At 36.5% G+C, this 16,643-nt stretch carries 20 protein-coding genes; 3 read left to right on the top strand and 17 right to left on the bottom strand.

Annotated elements, in window-relative coordinates:
• The 16 genes from HW423_RS03350 to comGA all read right to left on the bottom strand — a co-directional run bounded on the left by HW423_RS03350 (nucleotide 1) and on the right by comGA (nucleotide 12,841).
• Entirely contained in the window at nucleotides 1-813 is an 813-nt protein-coding gene (locus tag HW423_RS03350; RefSeq protein WP_197104474.1) for a TlyA family RNA methyltransferase, read from the bottom strand.
• Between the two features lie 8 nt (nucleotides 814-821).
• Nucleotides 822-1,706, bottom strand: a complete 885-nt coding sequence (locus HW423_RS03345) for a polyprenyl synthetase family protein (RefSeq protein WP_218930535.1) — start codon at nucleotides 1,704-1,706, stop codon at nucleotides 822-824.
• Complete coding sequence (locus HW423_RS03340) at nucleotides 1,699-1,935, bottom strand: exodeoxyribonuclease VII small subunit (protein ID WP_218930534.1); 237 nt, start codon at nucleotides 1,933-1,935, stop codon at nucleotides 1,699-1,701. The genes HW423_RS03345 and HW423_RS03340 overlap by 8 nt, the downstream gene beginning before the upstream one ends.
• Nucleotides 1,936-1,938: 3 nt before the next feature.
• Entirely contained in the window at nucleotides 1,939-3,321 is a 1,383-nt protein-coding gene (gene xseA / locus HW423_RS03335) for an exodeoxyribonuclease VII large subunit (protein WP_218930533.1), read from the bottom strand.
• Nucleotides 3,318-4,208: a bifunctional 5,10-methylenetetrahydrofolate dehydrogenase/5,10-methenyltetrahydrofolate cyclohydrolase gene (locus tag HW423_RS03330; protein ID WP_218930532.1), complete on the bottom strand. Its 891-nt coding sequence runs from the start codon at nucleotides 4,206-4,208 to the stop codon at nucleotides 3,318-3,320. The genes xseA and HW423_RS03330 overlap by 4 nt, the downstream gene beginning before the upstream one ends.
• Nucleotides 4,209-4,491: 283 nt before the next feature.
• Nucleotides 4,492-6,240 (bottom strand): DUF1002 domain-containing protein, encoded by a 1,749-nt coding sequence (locus tag HW423_RS03325; protein WP_218930531.1) that lies wholly within the window; start codon nucleotides 6,238-6,240, stop codon nucleotides 4,492-4,494.
• A gap of 173 nt (nucleotides 6,241-6,413) precedes the next feature.
• Complete coding sequence (gene nusB / locus HW423_RS03320; RefSeq protein ID WP_235956270.1) at nucleotides 6,414-6,869, bottom strand: transcription antitermination factor NusB; 456 nt, start codon at nucleotides 6,867-6,869, stop codon at nucleotides 6,414-6,416.
• On the bottom strand, nucleotides 6,862-7,299 hold the full coding sequence (locus HW423_RS03315; RefSeq protein ID WP_218930530.1) for an Asp23/Gls24 family envelope stress response protein: 438 nt from the start codon (nucleotides 7,297-7,299) through the stop codon (nucleotides 6,862-6,864). The genes nusB and HW423_RS03315 overlap by 8 nt, the downstream gene beginning before the upstream one ends.
• Nucleotides 7,300-7,373: 74 nt before the next feature.
• The gene (locus tag HW423_RS03310) at nucleotides 7,374-8,438 is read right to left on the bottom strand and encodes a M24 family metallopeptidase (protein WP_218930529.1); all 1,065 of its coding nucleotides are present in this window, start codon (nucleotides 8,436-8,438) and stop codon (nucleotides 7,374-7,376) included.
• Nucleotides 8,439-8,532: 94 nt separating this feature from the next.
• A complete protein-coding gene (locus HW423_RS03305) occupies nucleotides 8,533-9,291 on the bottom strand; it encodes a hypothetical protein (RefSeq protein ID WP_218930528.1) in 759 nt (252 codons plus the stop codon).
• A gap of 16 nt (nucleotides 9,292-9,307) precedes the next feature.
• Nucleotides 9,308-9,745: a competence type IV pilus minor pilin ComGF gene (locus HW423_RS03300; RefSeq protein ID WP_218930527.1), complete on the bottom strand. Its 438-nt coding sequence runs from the start codon at nucleotides 9,743-9,745 to the stop codon at nucleotides 9,308-9,310.
• A complete protein-coding gene (locus HW423_RS03295; RefSeq protein ID WP_218930526.1) occupies nucleotides 9,717-10,070 on the bottom strand; it encodes a type IV pilus modification PilV family protein in 354 nt (117 codons plus the stop codon). The genes HW423_RS03300 and HW423_RS03295 overlap by 29 nt, the downstream gene beginning before the upstream one ends.
• Nucleotides 10,054-10,485: a competence type IV pilus minor pilin ComGD gene (comGD, locus tag HW423_RS03290; RefSeq protein WP_218930525.1), complete on the bottom strand. Its 432-nt coding sequence runs from the start codon at nucleotides 10,483-10,485 to the stop codon at nucleotides 10,054-10,056. Before comGD ends, HW423_RS03295 begins: the two co-directional genes overlap by 17 nt.
• Before the next feature lie 5 nt (nucleotides 10,486-10,490).
• On the bottom strand, nucleotides 10,491-10,790 hold the full coding sequence (gene comGC, locus HW423_RS03285) for a competence type IV pilus major pilin ComGC (RefSeq protein ID WP_218930524.1): 300 nt from the start codon (nucleotides 10,788-10,790) through the stop codon (nucleotides 10,491-10,493).
• A gap of 16 nt (nucleotides 10,791-10,806) precedes the next feature.
• Complete coding sequence (gene comGB / locus HW423_RS03280) at nucleotides 10,807-11,862, bottom strand: competence type IV pilus assembly protein ComGB (protein ID WP_235956277.1); 1,056 nt, start codon at nucleotides 11,860-11,862, stop codon at nucleotides 10,807-10,809.
• Nucleotides 11,828-12,841, bottom strand: a complete 1,014-nt coding sequence (gene comGA, locus HW423_RS03275) for a competence type IV pilus ATPase ComGA (RefSeq protein ID WP_218930522.1) — start codon at nucleotides 12,839-12,841, stop codon at nucleotides 11,828-11,830. Before comGA ends, comGB begins: the two co-directional genes overlap by 35 nt.
• A 293-nt stretch (nucleotides 12,842-13,134) precedes the next feature.
• Between comGA and HW423_RS03270 the strand changes: the two genes are divergently transcribed.
• From HW423_RS03270 to HW423_RS03260, 3 genes are all read left to right on the top strand, one after another.
• Nucleotides 13,135-13,350, top strand: a complete 216-nt coding sequence (locus HW423_RS03270) for an RNA polymerase epsilon subunit (protein ID WP_218930521.1) — start codon at nucleotides 13,135-13,137, stop codon at nucleotides 13,348-13,350.
• Nucleotides 13,351-15,060 carry a ribonuclease J1 gene (gene rnjA / locus HW423_RS03265; RefSeq protein WP_218930520.1) on the top strand — a complete coding sequence of 570 codons (1,710 nt, stop codon included), beginning with the start codon at nucleotides 13,351-13,353 and terminating at the stop codon, nucleotides 15,058-15,060.
• Between the two features lie 110 nt (nucleotides 15,061-15,170).
• Nucleotides 15,171-16,109, top strand: coding sequence for a 2-keto-3-deoxygluconate permease (locus HW423_RS03260; protein WP_218930519.1), 939 nt, complete (start codon nucleotides 15,171-15,173; stop codon nucleotides 16,107-16,109).
• Nucleotides 16,110-16,177: 68 nt separating this feature from the next.
• On the opposite strand, the gene smpB is transcribed toward HW423_RS03260, so the two are convergent.
• On the bottom strand, nucleotides 16,178-16,636 hold the full coding sequence (smpB, locus tag HW423_RS03255; protein WP_218930518.1) for an SsrA-binding protein SmpB: 459 nt from the start codon (nucleotides 16,634-16,636) through the stop codon (nucleotides 16,178-16,180).
• Between the last annotated feature and the right edge of the window lie 7 nt (nucleotides 16,637-16,643).

Genomic DNA, 16,643 nt, shown 5'->3' with positions numbered 1-16,643 from the left:
TTATAAATTATCGTGTGCTATTTGCACTATCTCTTCAATATTTATGTTTGCTTTACTATCATTGTTCAATTCTTTTGAGTTTTTAATATGGGCGAGAAATTCAATGTTTCCTTCGCCACCAGTAATTGGTGAATAAGTTAAATTCTCGATGGTATAGCCGATACGGCACATCATATCGATGACTTCATGTAAGACATCTTTATGAACAGTCATATCCTTAATAATCCCTTTTTTACCGACACGCTCTGGTCCTGCTTCAAATTGTGGTTTAATAAGCACTAGTACCGATCCGTCTTGTTCTAAGATTGGAATAAGTGGTGGTAAAATTAATCCAAGTGAAATAAACGAGACATCAATACTCGCGATCGTTGGTGTTCCTTCCGTGAAATCCTCAGGCACTGAATGACGGAAGTTTTGACGCTCCATCACTACCACTCGCTCATCTTGACGTAATTTATAAGCTAATTGATTATAGCCTACATCCAAGGCATAACTTAACTTTGCACCGTTTTGTAAGGCTGCATCCGTAAAACCACCGGTAGAAGAACCTATATCAAGTAATATATGATCAGTCATATCGATACCAAAATGTTTAATCGCTTTTTCTAATTTTAGGCCTCCGCGACTCACGTAAGGAATTGTCTTGCCTTTAATGTGTAGTTCTTTTGTAATATCAATCTTCTCGCCAGGTTTATCATAGCGCTGGTTATTCGCATCATAAATTTGCCCTGCCATAATTAAGCGTTTCGCTTGTTCACGTGTGTCTGTTAGTCCTGATTGAACTACTAATTTATCTAATCGTTCTTTTTTCATATGACTCCTTAGTCTATATCTGTAAATGAGAGAAATTTATTTAAAATACTATAATCCGTTCCACTCAACTTTGTAATTTTTTCAATAATTTTTTCGGCTTTTTCACGTTCTTGACCTAAAACTTCTTTAGATTCTTCTAAACCAAGTAAGTTTGGATAGGTTGATTTCTTGTTGAATTCATCACTTGAATGACCTTTTCCTGACAACGAACTGTCATCAATCACATCAAGTAAATCATTATGAATTTGGTATAAAACGCCAAAGGTTTCACCAAAGTTTACTAATAACTCTTCAACTTCAGGAGTGAATTCTCCAATAATGGCTGCGGCTTGTGTCGCAAAGGTAAATAATTTCCCCGTTTTAAATTCATGAATTTGATTTAATTCTTCTAACGTAATTTCTTTATTCTCCGCTTGCATGTCCCCTAGTTGACCTGCGACCATCCCGTGTGAACCTGCGGCAGAACTCAGTAAAGAAATAATTTTAACTTTTTGTTTGCTCTTTAATTTTGAATCATCACTAATCAGGCAGAATGCATCCGTTAGTAATGCATCTCCTGCCAAGATAGCTGTCGCTTCATCAAATTTAATATGAGCGGTTGGTTGACCCCGTCTTAAGTCATCATTGTCCATCGCTGGTAAATCATCATGAATTAAAGAATACGTATGAATAAATTCTAAAGCAACAGCTGTAGTCGCTCCTTTTTTCATATGTTTCTCAGATTCTGCGTTTAAAATAGCCAGTAATAGTAACGGACGTAGTCGTTTGCCGCCACCTTTTAATGAATAAATCATTGGTTTTAACATTTCGATTGGCGTTTGAAGAAGGCGAATATGTTTGTCTAATTCAGTTTCAAATACATTTCTTAAATCGTTTAAATCTTGTTTAGTCATTCATAACCTCTCTATCTAATTCAACATCACCTTTATCTGTCATCATCTTAGCGACTGTGCTTTCTGCATCAGTTAAAGATTTTTGGCAATATTGGCTTAATTCTACACCGCGTTGGAAAGATTCTAACGCTTTTTCTAAAGGTAAATCGCCTTTTTCAAGTTGAGATACAATTTGTTCTAATTCTTGTAATGCTTCTTCGAAATTTTCTGGTTGATTTATTTTTGCCATTGTTTACTCCTTCTCTATATCAGAAAGCTGTTGAAATATATTGTCTGTGGATGTTTTTGTTACTTGTGCTTCAATTTGTCCGTCACTTAAATTTACCTTAATCATATCATCTTTTTCAACTTCAGTGATATGTTTTACAATGTTATCTTTTGAAGTCACGACAGCATAACCCCTTTGAACGCTCTTTAATGGGCTATATGCGTCAAGCAATTGCATGAGATTGCCAAAGACAACTTTCTTATTGTATTGATATTGTTCCATATTACGATTTAATTGTTTCGTAAAAGCCGTTAAATCTTTTTGATATTGATTAATAAGCCCTTGCGGTTGTTGTAAGGACAGTCGTTGTTTTAACACATTTACTTGATTTTTTTGCTCTGTAAAGTAATTATCTTTGTTATTATTCAGTCTTTCAATCGCTAAGTCTAGCTGTTGCATGTATGGTTGATATAATCTCTCTGGTTGAGTCATGACATAAGATTGAGCAAAGCGGTCATAATACTTTCGCATATATTGAATGCGTTGATTCATTGAATAAAATACGCGCTCTTCCATCTGAGTTAAGTAAGTTAATACTTCTTGTAAGACTGGTACAGCAATTTCAGCCGCAGCAGTCGGCGTAGCAACTCGAATGTCAGCCACAAGATCAGACAAGGTTGTATCTGTTTCGTGACCAATAGAAGATATTACTGGAAGCGGACAATTTAGAATAGCCATCGCGACTTGCTCGTCATTAAAGCACCAAAGATCCTCAATAGAACCTCCCCCACGTGCAACAATGACTGTGTCAAATTCGTCTTGTCTATCTTTCACTTTATTGAAGGCTGTCACGATTTCTCCAGCGGCTTCTTTCCCTTGTACTCTGGTTGGAATGACAATGATTTCAACGATGGGATAGCGACGATTGATGGTCGTAATAATGTCGCGAATCACTGCTCCACTTGGACTCGTGATAACGGCAATTTTCTTAGGAAAGCGTGGAATTGGTAATTTAGGTCGGTCAAATAGACCGGCTTTTTTGAATTTTTCTTTTAATTGTTCAAGTTGTTGATATAAAGCACCAATACCATCTGGTTGAATACTATCAATCACGATTTGATATGCGCCAGAGGGTTCATATAAAGTAATCTTTCCGGTAACGAATACTTTCATCCCTTCTTCAATATTAAACTTGACGCGTTGAAAAGCCGAACGATACATCACTGCACTAATTCTTGCTCCTTCATCTTTCAAACTAAAATATTGATGGGAATTGGGTCTCAAGCGAAAATTTGACACCTCTCCTACAACAAACACTCGTTGTAAATGTGGATCGACATCAAATTTTCTTTTAATATATTTGGTTAACGCTTGTACTGTTAAGTACTCTTGATTTTTTTCACTCATAAACTAACTCCGTCTATATAATCCTCGCTATTTAATCCATGTTGAATGCAAGCACATAGAATCGTTTGTTCCATTAACATCGCGACCGTCATTGGTCCAACGCCACCAGGTACTGGAGTAATGGCACTCACTTTATCAAATACCCCTTCATAATCAACATCCCCGACGAGTTTCCCATCATCTAAACGATTAATCCCAACGTCAATGACAATCGCGCCCTCTTTTAAATCCTCTTCGTTTACCAGATGCGGTGAACCGGCAGCGACCATAACAACATCGGCATGAATTAAATGTTGATGCAATTCTCGCGTTAAGAGATGTGTAATTGTGACAGTACTGCCCATATTAGCTAATAAAATCGACAATGGTTTCCCAACAATTTGGCTGTAACCTACAACAGTAACGTCTTTCCCTTTAATATCGATATTGTAACGGTCAAGTAAACGTAAAATTCCTCTTGGTGTACAAGGATATAAATCGCCAGTGCCTTCGACAATTTTCCCCATATTATAAGGATGAAAGCCATCAACGTCTTTATCTGGTCGAATAACTTCTGTTACTGCCACTTGACTTAAATGTTTTGGTAGTGGGAATTGAACAATCATCCCAGTGACTGTTGGGTCATCATTTAACCCTTCAATCGTTTCATGTAATTCAGCTTGAGTAATCGAATGTTTTAAAGTGAGCCACTCAAAATCAAAGCCAATATATCGAGCCGTTTTTTCTTTTTGCCCAACATAAATTTTACTTGCTGGATCTTCACCAACAGTAATTACGACTAATTTCGGGGTGATATGCTTTCCCTTCAGCTTTTCTACCGCATGTTTATATTCTTCACGTAGTTGTAACGATAATTGCTTTCCATCTAAGACTTGAGTTTTAGACATCGGATCGCCTTCTTTCTGCAATTTAATTTCTAGATTAACCGATATCTATAAACCCCATCGGTTACTTTAATTCGTAGACTCAGTATAACTGAAATCGTAAAATCTAACAATCTTAGTCGGCATTTAAAGTAAGTACCCGACCACATCATCCGAATTGTTTAGGACAAACGTTTTAATCACAAAAACGAACTTTAAATATCATACTCAGCAAATTAGCTGAGTTCATAATATTTAAAGTTCGATGCTTATTTATTGAATTGTCATTGAGAATCTAACTGGTTGATTATTCAACAGTATCAGTTAATTCCTCTACAGGTTGTTCTTCCGTTTCAGTTGCTTCACTTTCTGGTAAGTCTTCACCTGGCTCTTCTTCGACTGGAACTTCCTCAGAAGGAACGTCTTCTGGAAGTGACTCTTCAGATGAAACTTCATCTTCACTTGTCTCTTCTTCTGAACTTGTTTCTTCTACTTCTGATTCTTCTGGAACATAACCAGGAAGAGTGTAGTCTACTGGAATTTCAACTTTTGATTGGTATAAGTTCTCTACAGAAACTCCGTAGATAGCGTTAAAGTCGTAAGCAGCTTGTAATGGAACCATCTCATTCGTTACAACATCTAATTCACTCATCTCGTCTGTCGCAACGTCAAATGAATATATTGTGAAATCAGCTTGGTTACCCGCTGGATTATCCCACATGTTTTCTAATGAAATAACAGTTCCTTCTTGAGTTGGATTCACATAGTTATACACTTGCGGTGCGCGACCAGTAGCAATCGCTAAGCGTGAAATAATTTCTGCTTGAACTGGATCTGATGCTTTTAAGCCTTCAAAAGCGTTTAATTTGTTTGTCCAGTTTTCTTTAATGCTTGTAAAACCAGGTTGATACTCACCAGATGCAATAAATTCATCTTGGTTCGCAGCGTATTGATACATTACTGTTCTTAAGTGGTTTAAAGCAGATTTTTCTTCAGATGTTAAATCTGGAGACATTGCTTCAAAGATAAATGTATCGCTATAAACACGGTCAACAACTTCACCGGCTTCAATCACTCGATATAGTTCATCCGAGAATGCTTGTAAGATTGGGTGATAAGTTTCAGTGTCCGAGAAGTCCACACGTTCAGCAGCTAATAATTCCTCAGCTAGAACTGAACCTTCTAAGCCAGCTAACACATCTGTCCAATCTTCTTGGATACTTTGTTCAAGTTGGCCAATTGTATCTTCAGATTGTGCTGCTTCAGTATTAGCAAACTCTTGTGCGAATTTTTCTAAAGCAAGTTGTAATTCTTCATCCGATACGCCGTAATTGTTTGTAATGTTGTTGACGATATTATTAATATTTGTGTTAGTTTCTTCACTGTTATCAACATTGACGTCTGAGTTTTCAGCATTAATATTAGTATTTACAATTTCTTGTTTAATTTCTGAAATCATTTGGTTGACTTGTGAATCAGAAATCGTTGCTCCTTCGCTCTCAATAATTTCATTTACTAACGAAATTTCTTTTTGAGCTACTTGAACATCTTCAGGATTTAATGCAACACCTTGTTGCTCTAATAACGCATAAACACCTGCTAAAGCTCCTTCACCTGTTACAGGAGATACTGTTGCGATACGGATTTGAGCGTTACGCGCACCGGCAGTAATTGCAGCATTTTGGTAAGTTGTTGCTGATACGCCAGTAATGTTTTGCGGTGTGACGATTTGAACTTGAACACCGTAGCCTTCGTTCATACCTTGGATGTATGCACTTGAGTATACAACTGTTCCTGGACCTGAACCATCTTGTAAGTATTGGTTAATCATCGTTCCATCAACATAGATAATGTTGCTTGAATCAACGCCGTTTGCACCTAACAATTGTAATGTTTGTTGTGCTTGGTTTTGATCTAATGAGCCACCTAAGGCAACTAATTGTGATTCTTGTGCTTGAACGTGTTGAATACCATCTGTATTAAAGTTTAATACTGGTTGAGCTAATGGTGCACCGACTAAGGCAACCATTGCTGATAATAGTAATCTTTTTTTCATTTATATACCCCATTTATAATTTTTATGTACTTTTATTATATCACAGAATATTTCATAATTTTACTCTGAGGCATTTATGCAAATATTATTCATACATTTTTCGTAAATGTGAATAATATTTAGTATTAGATAGCAAAAAACGCCATCCAACTGAATGGATCGCGTTTTTCTGCTTATTCATTTTCGGCTTTAGTATCATCTAATACTTTTGCAACAACACCACTCACGAATTGACGTGATTTGTCGTCACTAAAGAATTTACTTAATTCAATCGCTTCGTCAGCTGCTACATTATTTGGAACTTCTTCTTTTGAAACGAAAAAGATTTCATAGAATGCAACGCGTAAAATAATTAAATCAATGCGTGCGATTCGATCTAAACTCCAACCTGTTAAATAAGGTTCAATGAGTTTATCAATTTCGGTTTCTTTTGAACGAACACCTTCGATGAGCTCATAAAAGTATTCATTGTCGATTCCTTCATAGCCTTCTTCAGGAAATACGCCCGCTTCCAATACATAAGCCACAGCTTCGTTGATATCTAAATCTTTGTGTGCTGAAATCATCTGATAAAGTGTTTGGACAACAACTTGACGCACTTCGCGTCGCTTCACAACTTTCTTACTCAAAAGCTTCACCAATTGTTTCAAAAGCTTCTTCAACAATACTTGCATCTGACTCTGTAGTTTCAGTTTCAACTGACATAACGTGAACATTCACTTCTGTCACTGCTAAGTCGGTCATGAATAGAATTTGTTCTTTCACTTTATCTTGGATTGCGATAGCAATTTCAGGTACTGAGTACCCATAAAGAACACGGATTTCAACGTCGACAACGATTGAATTGTTTTCAGTTTTGATTTTTGTGTTAATACGGTCACGGTCCATCCCTAAGAAATTTCCTACTTCTTTTTGGAAGCCAGTTACTTTAGAGGCAACACCTTCGATTTCGCTTGCTGCTTGAGCGGCAATTGATTCTAGGACACCTGTGGTAATTTTAATTTCACCTAAATTTTCTTTCGCTTGAGTTTCAAATGGTACTTCGGTTATTTTAGCCATAATAGCCCTCCTTTATATACTTTACTCATCTATGTTCGCATTTTCCTTATTGTAGCGGAATTTCTTAGAAAGTGCTATACAATTATTAATTTTTTAGGACTACGGTTTAAACTTTCTACTCCGTCTGCTTTAACGATTAAGTCATCTTCAATACGAACGCCACCTAAACCAGAGACATAAATACCAGGTTCATTGGTAATGATATTGTTTTCAACTAATGGTTTTTCATTTCGGCTAGCAACCGCTGGTCCTTCATGAACATCTAAACCAATCCCATGACCTGTTGTATGACCAAAGTTTGGTCCATAACCTTTCTCGGTAATGTAATCACGTGCAAGGGCATCGACTTCTTTACCAGTCATCCCTGCTTTAGTTCCAGCAATTACACGGTTATGTGCTTCTAGGACGATATTGTAAATCTCTTCTAATTTCGGATCTACTTCACCTACAGCAATTGTACGAGTCATATCTGAAGTATAACCTTTGTAGTAGCAACCAAAGTCAAGTGTTACTAAATCACCGTGTTCAATTACTTTATCACTGGCAACACCGTGAGGCATTGATGATCTTACGCCACTGGCAACAATTGTATCAAACGACATGCCTGATGCCCCTTTACCTTTTAAGAAGCGGTCTAATTCATTCGCCACTTCAATTTCGGTAACACCTGGTTTGATAAACGTTAAGATATGTTCAAAGGCTTGGTCAGTAATGTCACAAGCTTCACGAATCGTTTCAATTTCGTCTTCGCTTTTAACTTCACGAATCGTTTCAATGACGCCAGATGTTTGAACTAACATTGGTTCGAATAAGTCACTTAAACGAGAATAAGTTGAAACATTCATATCATCGGCTTCTATTCCCATAGCTTTAACGTCTTCTGCGTTAAGAAGTTCGCTAATTTCTTCATACATTTTTCCTTGATGGATAATGACATCGAAGCCTTCAGCTTGCTCTTTCGCTTGGTGAGTATATCGGAAGTCTGTAATAAAGTATTCGTGTTCAGGCGTAATAACAATTAAACCCGCTGATCCTGTAAAGCTTGATAAGTAGCGTACGTTTTTAGGCGTTGTCACTAAAAATGCATCCAAGTTTTGTTTTTTCATTTCTGATCTTAATTCAGTTATTCTATTATTCATACTTTGCCCTCTTTCTAAATCAATAGTTGTATTATATCAAATAAAACATAGATGTTAAACTTGTTGCTATTATTAATTTAAATGAAGGGATGGCTTAAATATCCTCAGTGAACTCTCTCTCGAAAAGGTAGCCCCTCCAGCGAACAGAGTAGTTATATCGCATTTGTTCACTTTGTTCTCGTCGACTAAATTGCCGTGGCATTAATTCCGTTGACCGCATTTCAACCCCATTTGATCGGGAGTAGCTTGTGAGACCATGATTAGTTTGTATTTGTAACAATCTAATATCTTCTGGAGTCCAATCATATGTTCGTAGGAAGTCATCAACTTTACTCAAACGGAAACCTTGGTCTAATATAGATGCCTCAGTCGCTTTCCATAAAGCTTCAAGTTCTGGATTGGTTCCTTCAACTTGACCTGGTCGTGTAATCACGCCACTACAAACGATGGCATTGAATGCATCACAATAGTCTAGTGCTGCATCTTGCAGAAATACCTCTTGTGTATAGACATATAGTTGCTCGTATTGTTGGTTAGCTGTTAATTGTAAGACACCAAATTGCTTGTGTGAATCAATGTGGTCTAAGACTTGTTTCGGCATATAAGCTATAGCCTGCTCATTAAAGCGCATCTTAATGGCTTCTTCTAAGTTTTGTGCGTCCATCTGTTCAATCAGTGGCAATAAATTCATCACAAGTTCTTCTTGAATATTCGCTGTGTAATAATCATTAAAATTCAAATACCGACTTAAGTTGATTTGATTGAGTCTCAGTAAGCCCCAATAGATGAGTTGGCTAACGAGTAAAAAGACAATAACGTAAACCATTACCATTCCTTGTTTGTTATTTCGCATCATTATACTCCTCTAACTAGCTATTAAGTTTCACTGAAATGAAGCCTGAAAAGACTTGTCCATTATTAAAGGTTACCGTCACACTTACTTTGTTAGCAACTTGAAATACTTGCCAGGCATATACGTCGTACAATAAAGGTTGATGACCGGGGGCGATATAAATTTTATTGTTCTGGTTGATGATGCGACTACTTCTATTTGTTTCAGTACTTTGAATGCGAATAATGTTAGAATCGACCCCTGTTACCGTATATTTTTCCAATTCTAATTCAAGCAGCGTCATAAAGTGTAAGAAATCCGCACTGCGATCTGTGCGAATTTCTGTTTCAATTGTGTTGTAACTATTGTAAATTGTCATAAGGGAATGCATGAATAAACTCAATACGAATAGACTGATTATTACCTCTAACAAAGTAAATCCTTTTTTAAAAGTTGAGGTCTTGAATTTCGACATACAATTCACTCCCACCTTCTAACGATATGTAACAATAATTTAATTCACATGCGAATTCACTCACGTTATCTTCATTTAACGCTTCCCAATTTAGAATTAATTGTTCGCTTACAAGTGCTTTCGCCTCATCTTCTATCTGCTCATCCAATTCGATATCCACTAATTCAGAGAATAAGCGCCAGGCTTGACTCGTCTGTGCCGCATCCTCTATCCGCCTCAACTCATTATAATAAGCCGGCAAGTAGAGAAGCATCATCGAACTAAATAAGAAAAAGCCAATCACCGTTTCTATCATTGAAAACCCGGCTTTATGTTTGTAATTCAAATTGACCATTCCCTAACTGAAAGACTAAATAAATTCGTTGATTACGAGCATAGTCATAAAAACTAATCGTTCTAAATTGATCCACACCCCCACCTTGCAGATACATAAACATATAAGGTATTTGAAACTGTATGTGTTCAGGAGCGTCCAACGTCGCAATCCTTTCTTGACTATAAGCATCTCTAATTCTTAACTGATTTAAACTGGCGTGAAACTCAACTGAAATTAGTCGCTTTTGTAAGATTGCTATTTGTTGAGCTTGCTTTAAGTAACTCATGACTTCATCAAAGAAGATTCGACTTTCAATTTGCTTACTTAAGTTGACATTGGGACGAAACATTAGTAGCAAACTCATGGCTGAAAGTAAGACGAGTACTACCAGGGACTCCAAGAGTGAATAGCCTTGTTTATTCATACATACTAATTACCGGTATCATTCGTTAATAAATTTTGAGCTTCTTGGAGTTGTCGTTCAGTAATGTATCCTTCATCAAATAATGTTTGTAAATCTGGTGCCTCAGACCCATTCACCATTTGATACGTATTTGACTGTGTTTCAATTACTTCTTCGATATTTGTACGTGCCTGTTCATTAATACGCTCTCTTTGTCCTGCAACGTTTGGAATAATAATTGCCATAAGTAGACTTACTACGACCAACACAATAAGCATTTCGATTAAAGTAAACGCTTTTTTGTTTAATTTTTTTAATTTTTTCATTATGTTTTATATCCTTTCATATGCCTTGCATCGTTAACATAGGTAACATCATCAATAAATACATCGACATGACTAACATTCCGATTAGGATGAACAATATTGGCTGGACTAAAGTAAGTTTTGCTTGAAAATCCTTCATCAAATCTGAATAGACTTTCCTTGAATACAAATAACATTTCTGTGCTGTTTGACTCGTTAACTCACCTTGGTAAATTACTAATGGTAATTCCTTTGTAAAGATATCTAACTCATCTAGAATGACAGCTAAGTCTTCGCCCTTTAACATTCTTTCTTGTATTTCAATGGCTAGTTCACTTAAGAATGGATCAATCGGATAATCGACGATAACTGTCAGCGTTTGTTGAATGGAATACCCTCCAGAAAAGAAATGCCCAATCTCTTTTGATACTTTATAGGAACTGTAACTTCTTACCCATTTTTCGACTAATGGAATTTGAGTTAGTATTTGGTAGCGTCTCATTTCACTTTGTTTCAGCAAATACATGTCAACGCCGCCATAGATAATTAACACGAAGGCTAGTAATATTCCAAAAATCTGTGGCAAATAAGTAAAGAAATAAACTAAAACTCGAACCAAATATTGCTCATCATACACTTCTTGCGAAATAAAGCTAGCGACTTGCGGTAGAAGAAATTGTCTCATAGCAAATAACATCCCAACTAATCCCACTGCTAAAAATAATGGGTAGACTAAGGTTTTTACAAGTTTCTGCTTATAATGATGGGCCTCTTTTAATTGCTTACTCGCATCAGCTAATGACTCAGTAAATCTTCCTTGTCGTTGAGCGTAGAATAATTGAGCAATGAGTGAATTTGAATAACCTAAAGCACGTAAAGACTTTTCAAAGGAAATTCCCGACTCCAACTGCCTAATGATATAGTCAATCGCCGTTGTCTGTTTCCTCATCAGAACACGCATAAAAACTAAACTTTGATGAATAGAGAATCCTTCTAACAATAACTCACTTAAAGTTTGCAATAAGTAGGCTTGCAAGTTCTTAGGTATTTTTAAGTCCTTAGATAATTTCGAATTTAGTATACGTTGCTTCATCAATGTAACCATACGCCCAAGCCTTTCGTAATTTATTATTCAACGTATCGTACTGACTTAATGTGTGATTATTATGTAATACGCCGTTTAATGCTTCTTTAGCTAATATCTCAAAGATTGCTGCTCGTGAATAGTGCGTTTCCTTTTGAATTGCGGAAGGCACAAGTCTTTGAGAAATAACACCAATTAAGGTTTGTCTGAGTTGTTCATCGCTAATACTTAACTCCTGTAGTCTTGCGATAACTCCTCGGGCATTCTTAGCATGGATGGTCGCAATCATTAGATGCCCCGTTAACGCTCCTCGGATCGACATGCGTGCAGTCTCTTGATCACGAATTTCTCCTATCATCAAGACATCAGGATGGTGTCTTAGAGAAGATTTGATCAGCAAATCGTAAGTTATTCCGGCTTTTTCATTCACTTCCGTTTGCAAGAATCGCTCTTCAAATATCTCCACTGGATCTTCCATCGTTATAATTTGTAAAGCCTCATGTTGAATCAGCTCACGCAGTAATTGATAAATAGTCGTCGTCTTACCCGAACCCACCGGTCCTGAGAATAAAATCAGCCCACTCTTTCTTTTTGTGAGTTTCCGAAGTTCATCAATGTCTTGTGGAAAGTAAGTCACCACTTGATCATGATCAAACTTCTGAGTTTGTAAAACTCGAATAACCATTGACTCAAGTAATAAGACATTTGTGATGGTTGAAAACCTTAATTCTACCGATTCAGCATCAAGTTCAATGGCGGTGGATCCAGATTGCGGTCTTCGCTTCTCACCTACATCCATATTCGCCAAATACTTAAAGTGACTAATCAATCGCTTTCCCCACTCTAATGACTTCTCCTCAAATAACATTAACCGTCCATTCGCTCTGAAGTGAATCACATACTTTTCCTTCGTTGGTAATATGTGAATATCAGAAACCGATTCATCGATTGCCACTTGTATTAGTTTTTTAGCATCACCTTCAATCATCATCTCACTCCTTTAAACTAGCCTATATATATATACGTAAAAAAAGGCCATTTCCATTATTTTATTTTTACTTTTTTAAAAAAAGTGATTTCGCGTTAAAATATTTGACTATTCTGGATTTGAAAGGATAATATGAAGTATTGGAGTAAGTTCATCCGTTTTTTTCCTTTTTAAATGAGTTAACTAAATTGGGATATACTTGAAATAATGAATGTGATAAAATGGTTATAGCTGTGAATTCAATAAATTCACTACTCGTTTGAAAACAAATTAATGAAAAGGAGCAAATATTAATGATATTTAAAGTATTTTATCAAGAAACAAAAAATGAAGCACCACGTCGTGAATATACTAAAACTATGTACGTGGAAGCAAATGCAGTAAGTGAAGTGCGTGAATATTTATCTGAAACTACACCATACATGATCGAACACATCACCGAAATATCAGGCGATTTCTTAGAATATGAAAAAGAAAACAATCCTGACTTTGAGGTTGTGAAACCCTAGATGGCAGTAAATCTTAGAAACAATGAAGTCGGAGTATTCGCTATTGGTGGACTAGGCGAAATTGGGAAAAACATGTATGGTGTCCAATTCCAAGACGAAATTGTTATTTTAGACTGCGGAATTCTCTTCCCGGAAGATGAATTATTAGGAATTGACTACGTAATTAATGATTTTCAATATATCTTAGAAAATCGTCATAAAGTTAAAGGGCTTTTTATCAGTCATGGGCATTTAGACCATATTGGTGGAATTCCATATCTATTAAAACAAATCAATGTGCCAATCTATGCTGACCCTCTTGCAGCCGCGTTAATTCGCGACAAACTGCAAGAAAATGGCTTATTACGTGATGCGGAAATTACAGAATATAATGAAGATACAGTCGTTAACTTCCGTAAATTGTCAATTAGCTTTTACAGAACCGTTCACTCGATTCCTGAAGCATACGGTATTGTTGTAAAAACACCTGAAGGAAATATTGTCTTTACAGGGGATTATAAATTTGACTTTACACCTGTAGGAGAGCCTGCTGATATTCACCGTATGGCTGAAATTGGTAACGAAGGCGTTCTACTTCTATTAGGTGATAGTACAAATGCGGAAATTCCAACCTTCACCCTCTCAGAACGGGTTGTGGGTCAATCGATTCATAATATTATCCAAGGTGTTGAAGGGCGTGTTATCTTTGCGACTTTCGCATCGAATGTGTCACGTCTTCAACAAATCGTTGAAACAGCGATTAAAACAAATCGTAAAATTGCAGTCTTCGGACGTAGTATGGAAAACTCAATTAAAACTGGGACTGAACTTGGTTATATTGATGATTATGGCTTAGATATCTTTGTCGATAATCGTCAATTAGATCAATATCCTGCAGAAGAAATGATTATCGTATGTACAGGTTCTCAAGGTGAACCTATGGCTGCTTTAAGTCGAATTGCAAACGGGACACACCGTCAAATTTCAATTCAACATAATGATACAGTCATCTTCTCAAGTTCACCGATTCCAGGAAACACTTTAAGTGTGAATCGTGTCATTAACCAACTAGTTGAGACTGGTGCCAACGTCATCCATGGTAAAGTGAATAACATTCATACATCGGGACATGGTAGTCAACAAGAGCAATTGTTAATGTTACGTTTAATGAAGCCTAAATTCTTCATGCCAGTCCATGGTGAATACCGTATGTTAAGTATCCAAGCAAAACTGGCTGAATTAACTGGGATTGACCGTGAGAACACATTCATTATGAAAAACGGTGACATGCTTGCTTTAACTAAGAATAGCGCAAGACGAGCTGGCTTCTTTAATGCCCAAGACGTCTATGTGGACGGAAGTGGTATCGGAGATGTCGGAAATATTGTCTTACGAGATCGTAAAACACTTTCGGAAGATGGTTTAGTTATTGTTACAGCAACGATTGATTACGAAAACAAACAACTCATTAGTGGTCCAGATATTATGTCACGTGGCTTTATCTATATGAGAGAATCGGTTGATTTAATTCAAGAGATTCAACAAGCTATGAAATCTGCAATTAACCGTGGTTTAAATGAAAACGGAAATAACGTCAACGAAAAATTAATTCGTGATATTATCTTTGATCAAATCAAACCAATCTTATTTGAACGTACTCAACGTTCTCCTATGATTTTACCGGTTTTATTAGATGTTAATAAAGGTGTTCGTAAACGCAGTAGCAAATAATGTTTGAAGTGCCAATGTTAAATCATTGGCGCTTTTTTTGTCTCTTTCATTGTCTAATGATTCAATTGAGTAAAATATATAGTTAATAAAATAGAAAGAAAGTTAAAATAATGTATGATTTTATGCGAAAATTTCCTGGAGGCCTATTATTAGTACCAATGCTTCTCGCAGCTTTAATGAATACTTTTCTACCAAACTTCTTTACTAACCTCGGCGGTGTGAGTGAAGCCTTGTTTACAGCAAGTGGATTAAATTATGTCATTGGGGCAGCTTGTTTCTGTTCGGGTGCAGGCATTGATATTAAACGTTTACCCATTGTCTTTAAAAAACAAGGTTTATTATTAGTCTTAAAAACAATTATTTGTTTAGTCGTAGGCTTCCTTTACATTCAATTCTTTGGTATGGGTGGTGTTTTAGGTATTAGTGCCATTGCATTAATTACAGCCATCTGTAGTACGAACCCGTCATTATATTTAGCCTTAGAACAAGACTACGGAACACAAGATGATATGAATGCTTTTGGATTAGTAGGTCTATTCTGTGTCCCTGCTTACCCTATGCTTGTCTTCAGTATTGCACAATCTACCCCAGTTGACTGGACTCCTATTCTATCAACGCTTGTACCAATTATCTTTGGTATGATTGTGGGAAATCTTGATAAAAAAATGGCAGATTACTTAGCTCCTGGTGTAGTGGTGTTAACTCCCTTTATGGGTTGGGTCTTCGGTGCTGGAATTAATTTATTCGATGCACTTCAATCAGGACTACAAGGTATCTTGTTAACAGTAATCTTTTACGCCCTATTAGTCCCAATTTTAGTTATTTTTGAACAAAGAATCTTACATGAAGATGGTGTATCGTCTCTAGCAGTATCTTCAATCGCGGGTATGTCCGTGTCAGTTCCAGCTTTGATTGCCTTTTCAGCTCCTGAATATGCTATTTATGTGGAAAGTGCCACTGCACAAATTGCATTAGGTGTCGTTATTTCAAGTATTGTGACACCAATCTTAGCCCGTTGGGAATTCAAACATACACATCCGAATGCTTAAAGTTTAATCGTTTCAAACAAAAAAAGTGCTTAAGAATTTTCATTTCGAAAATCTTAAGCACTTTTTTATTACCTTGCTTTTAAAGCACGGTCGATATCACGCTTCATTTGTTGTTCTTTTAATGAATGACGCTTGTCATATCGATTTTTACCTTCAGCTAATCCGATAAGAACTTTCGCTCTCCCTCTAACAATGTATACTTTTAAAGGTATAATTGTTAAGCGATTTTGTTTAACTTCGCGTTCTAATTTTTCTATTTCTTTTTTGTGAAGTAATAACTTCCGATTTCGTAACGGATCATGGTTAAATATATTCCCTTGTTCATAAGGGCTTATATGAACATTTTTAAGGAAAGCTTCGCCTTGACGTATTGAAACAAATCCATCTTTTAAGTTTATCTTCCCTTGTCGGATCGATTTAATTTCAGTTCCTTGTAATACGAGTCCCGCTTCGACGGTCTCTAGTATAGTATAGTCATGCCGTGCTTTTCTATTCTGTGCTAATGGTTTGTCTTGCTGTTTCGCCATAGTCATC

It is taken from the genome of Ruoffia halotolerans, from assembly GCF_014049385.1.
In the GTDB taxonomy this organism is placed as follows: Bacteria; Bacillota; Bacilli; order Lactobacillales; family Aerococcaceae; genus Ruoffia; species Ruoffia halotolerans.
This window is presented reverse-complemented; position numbering and strand designations above follow the sequence as displayed.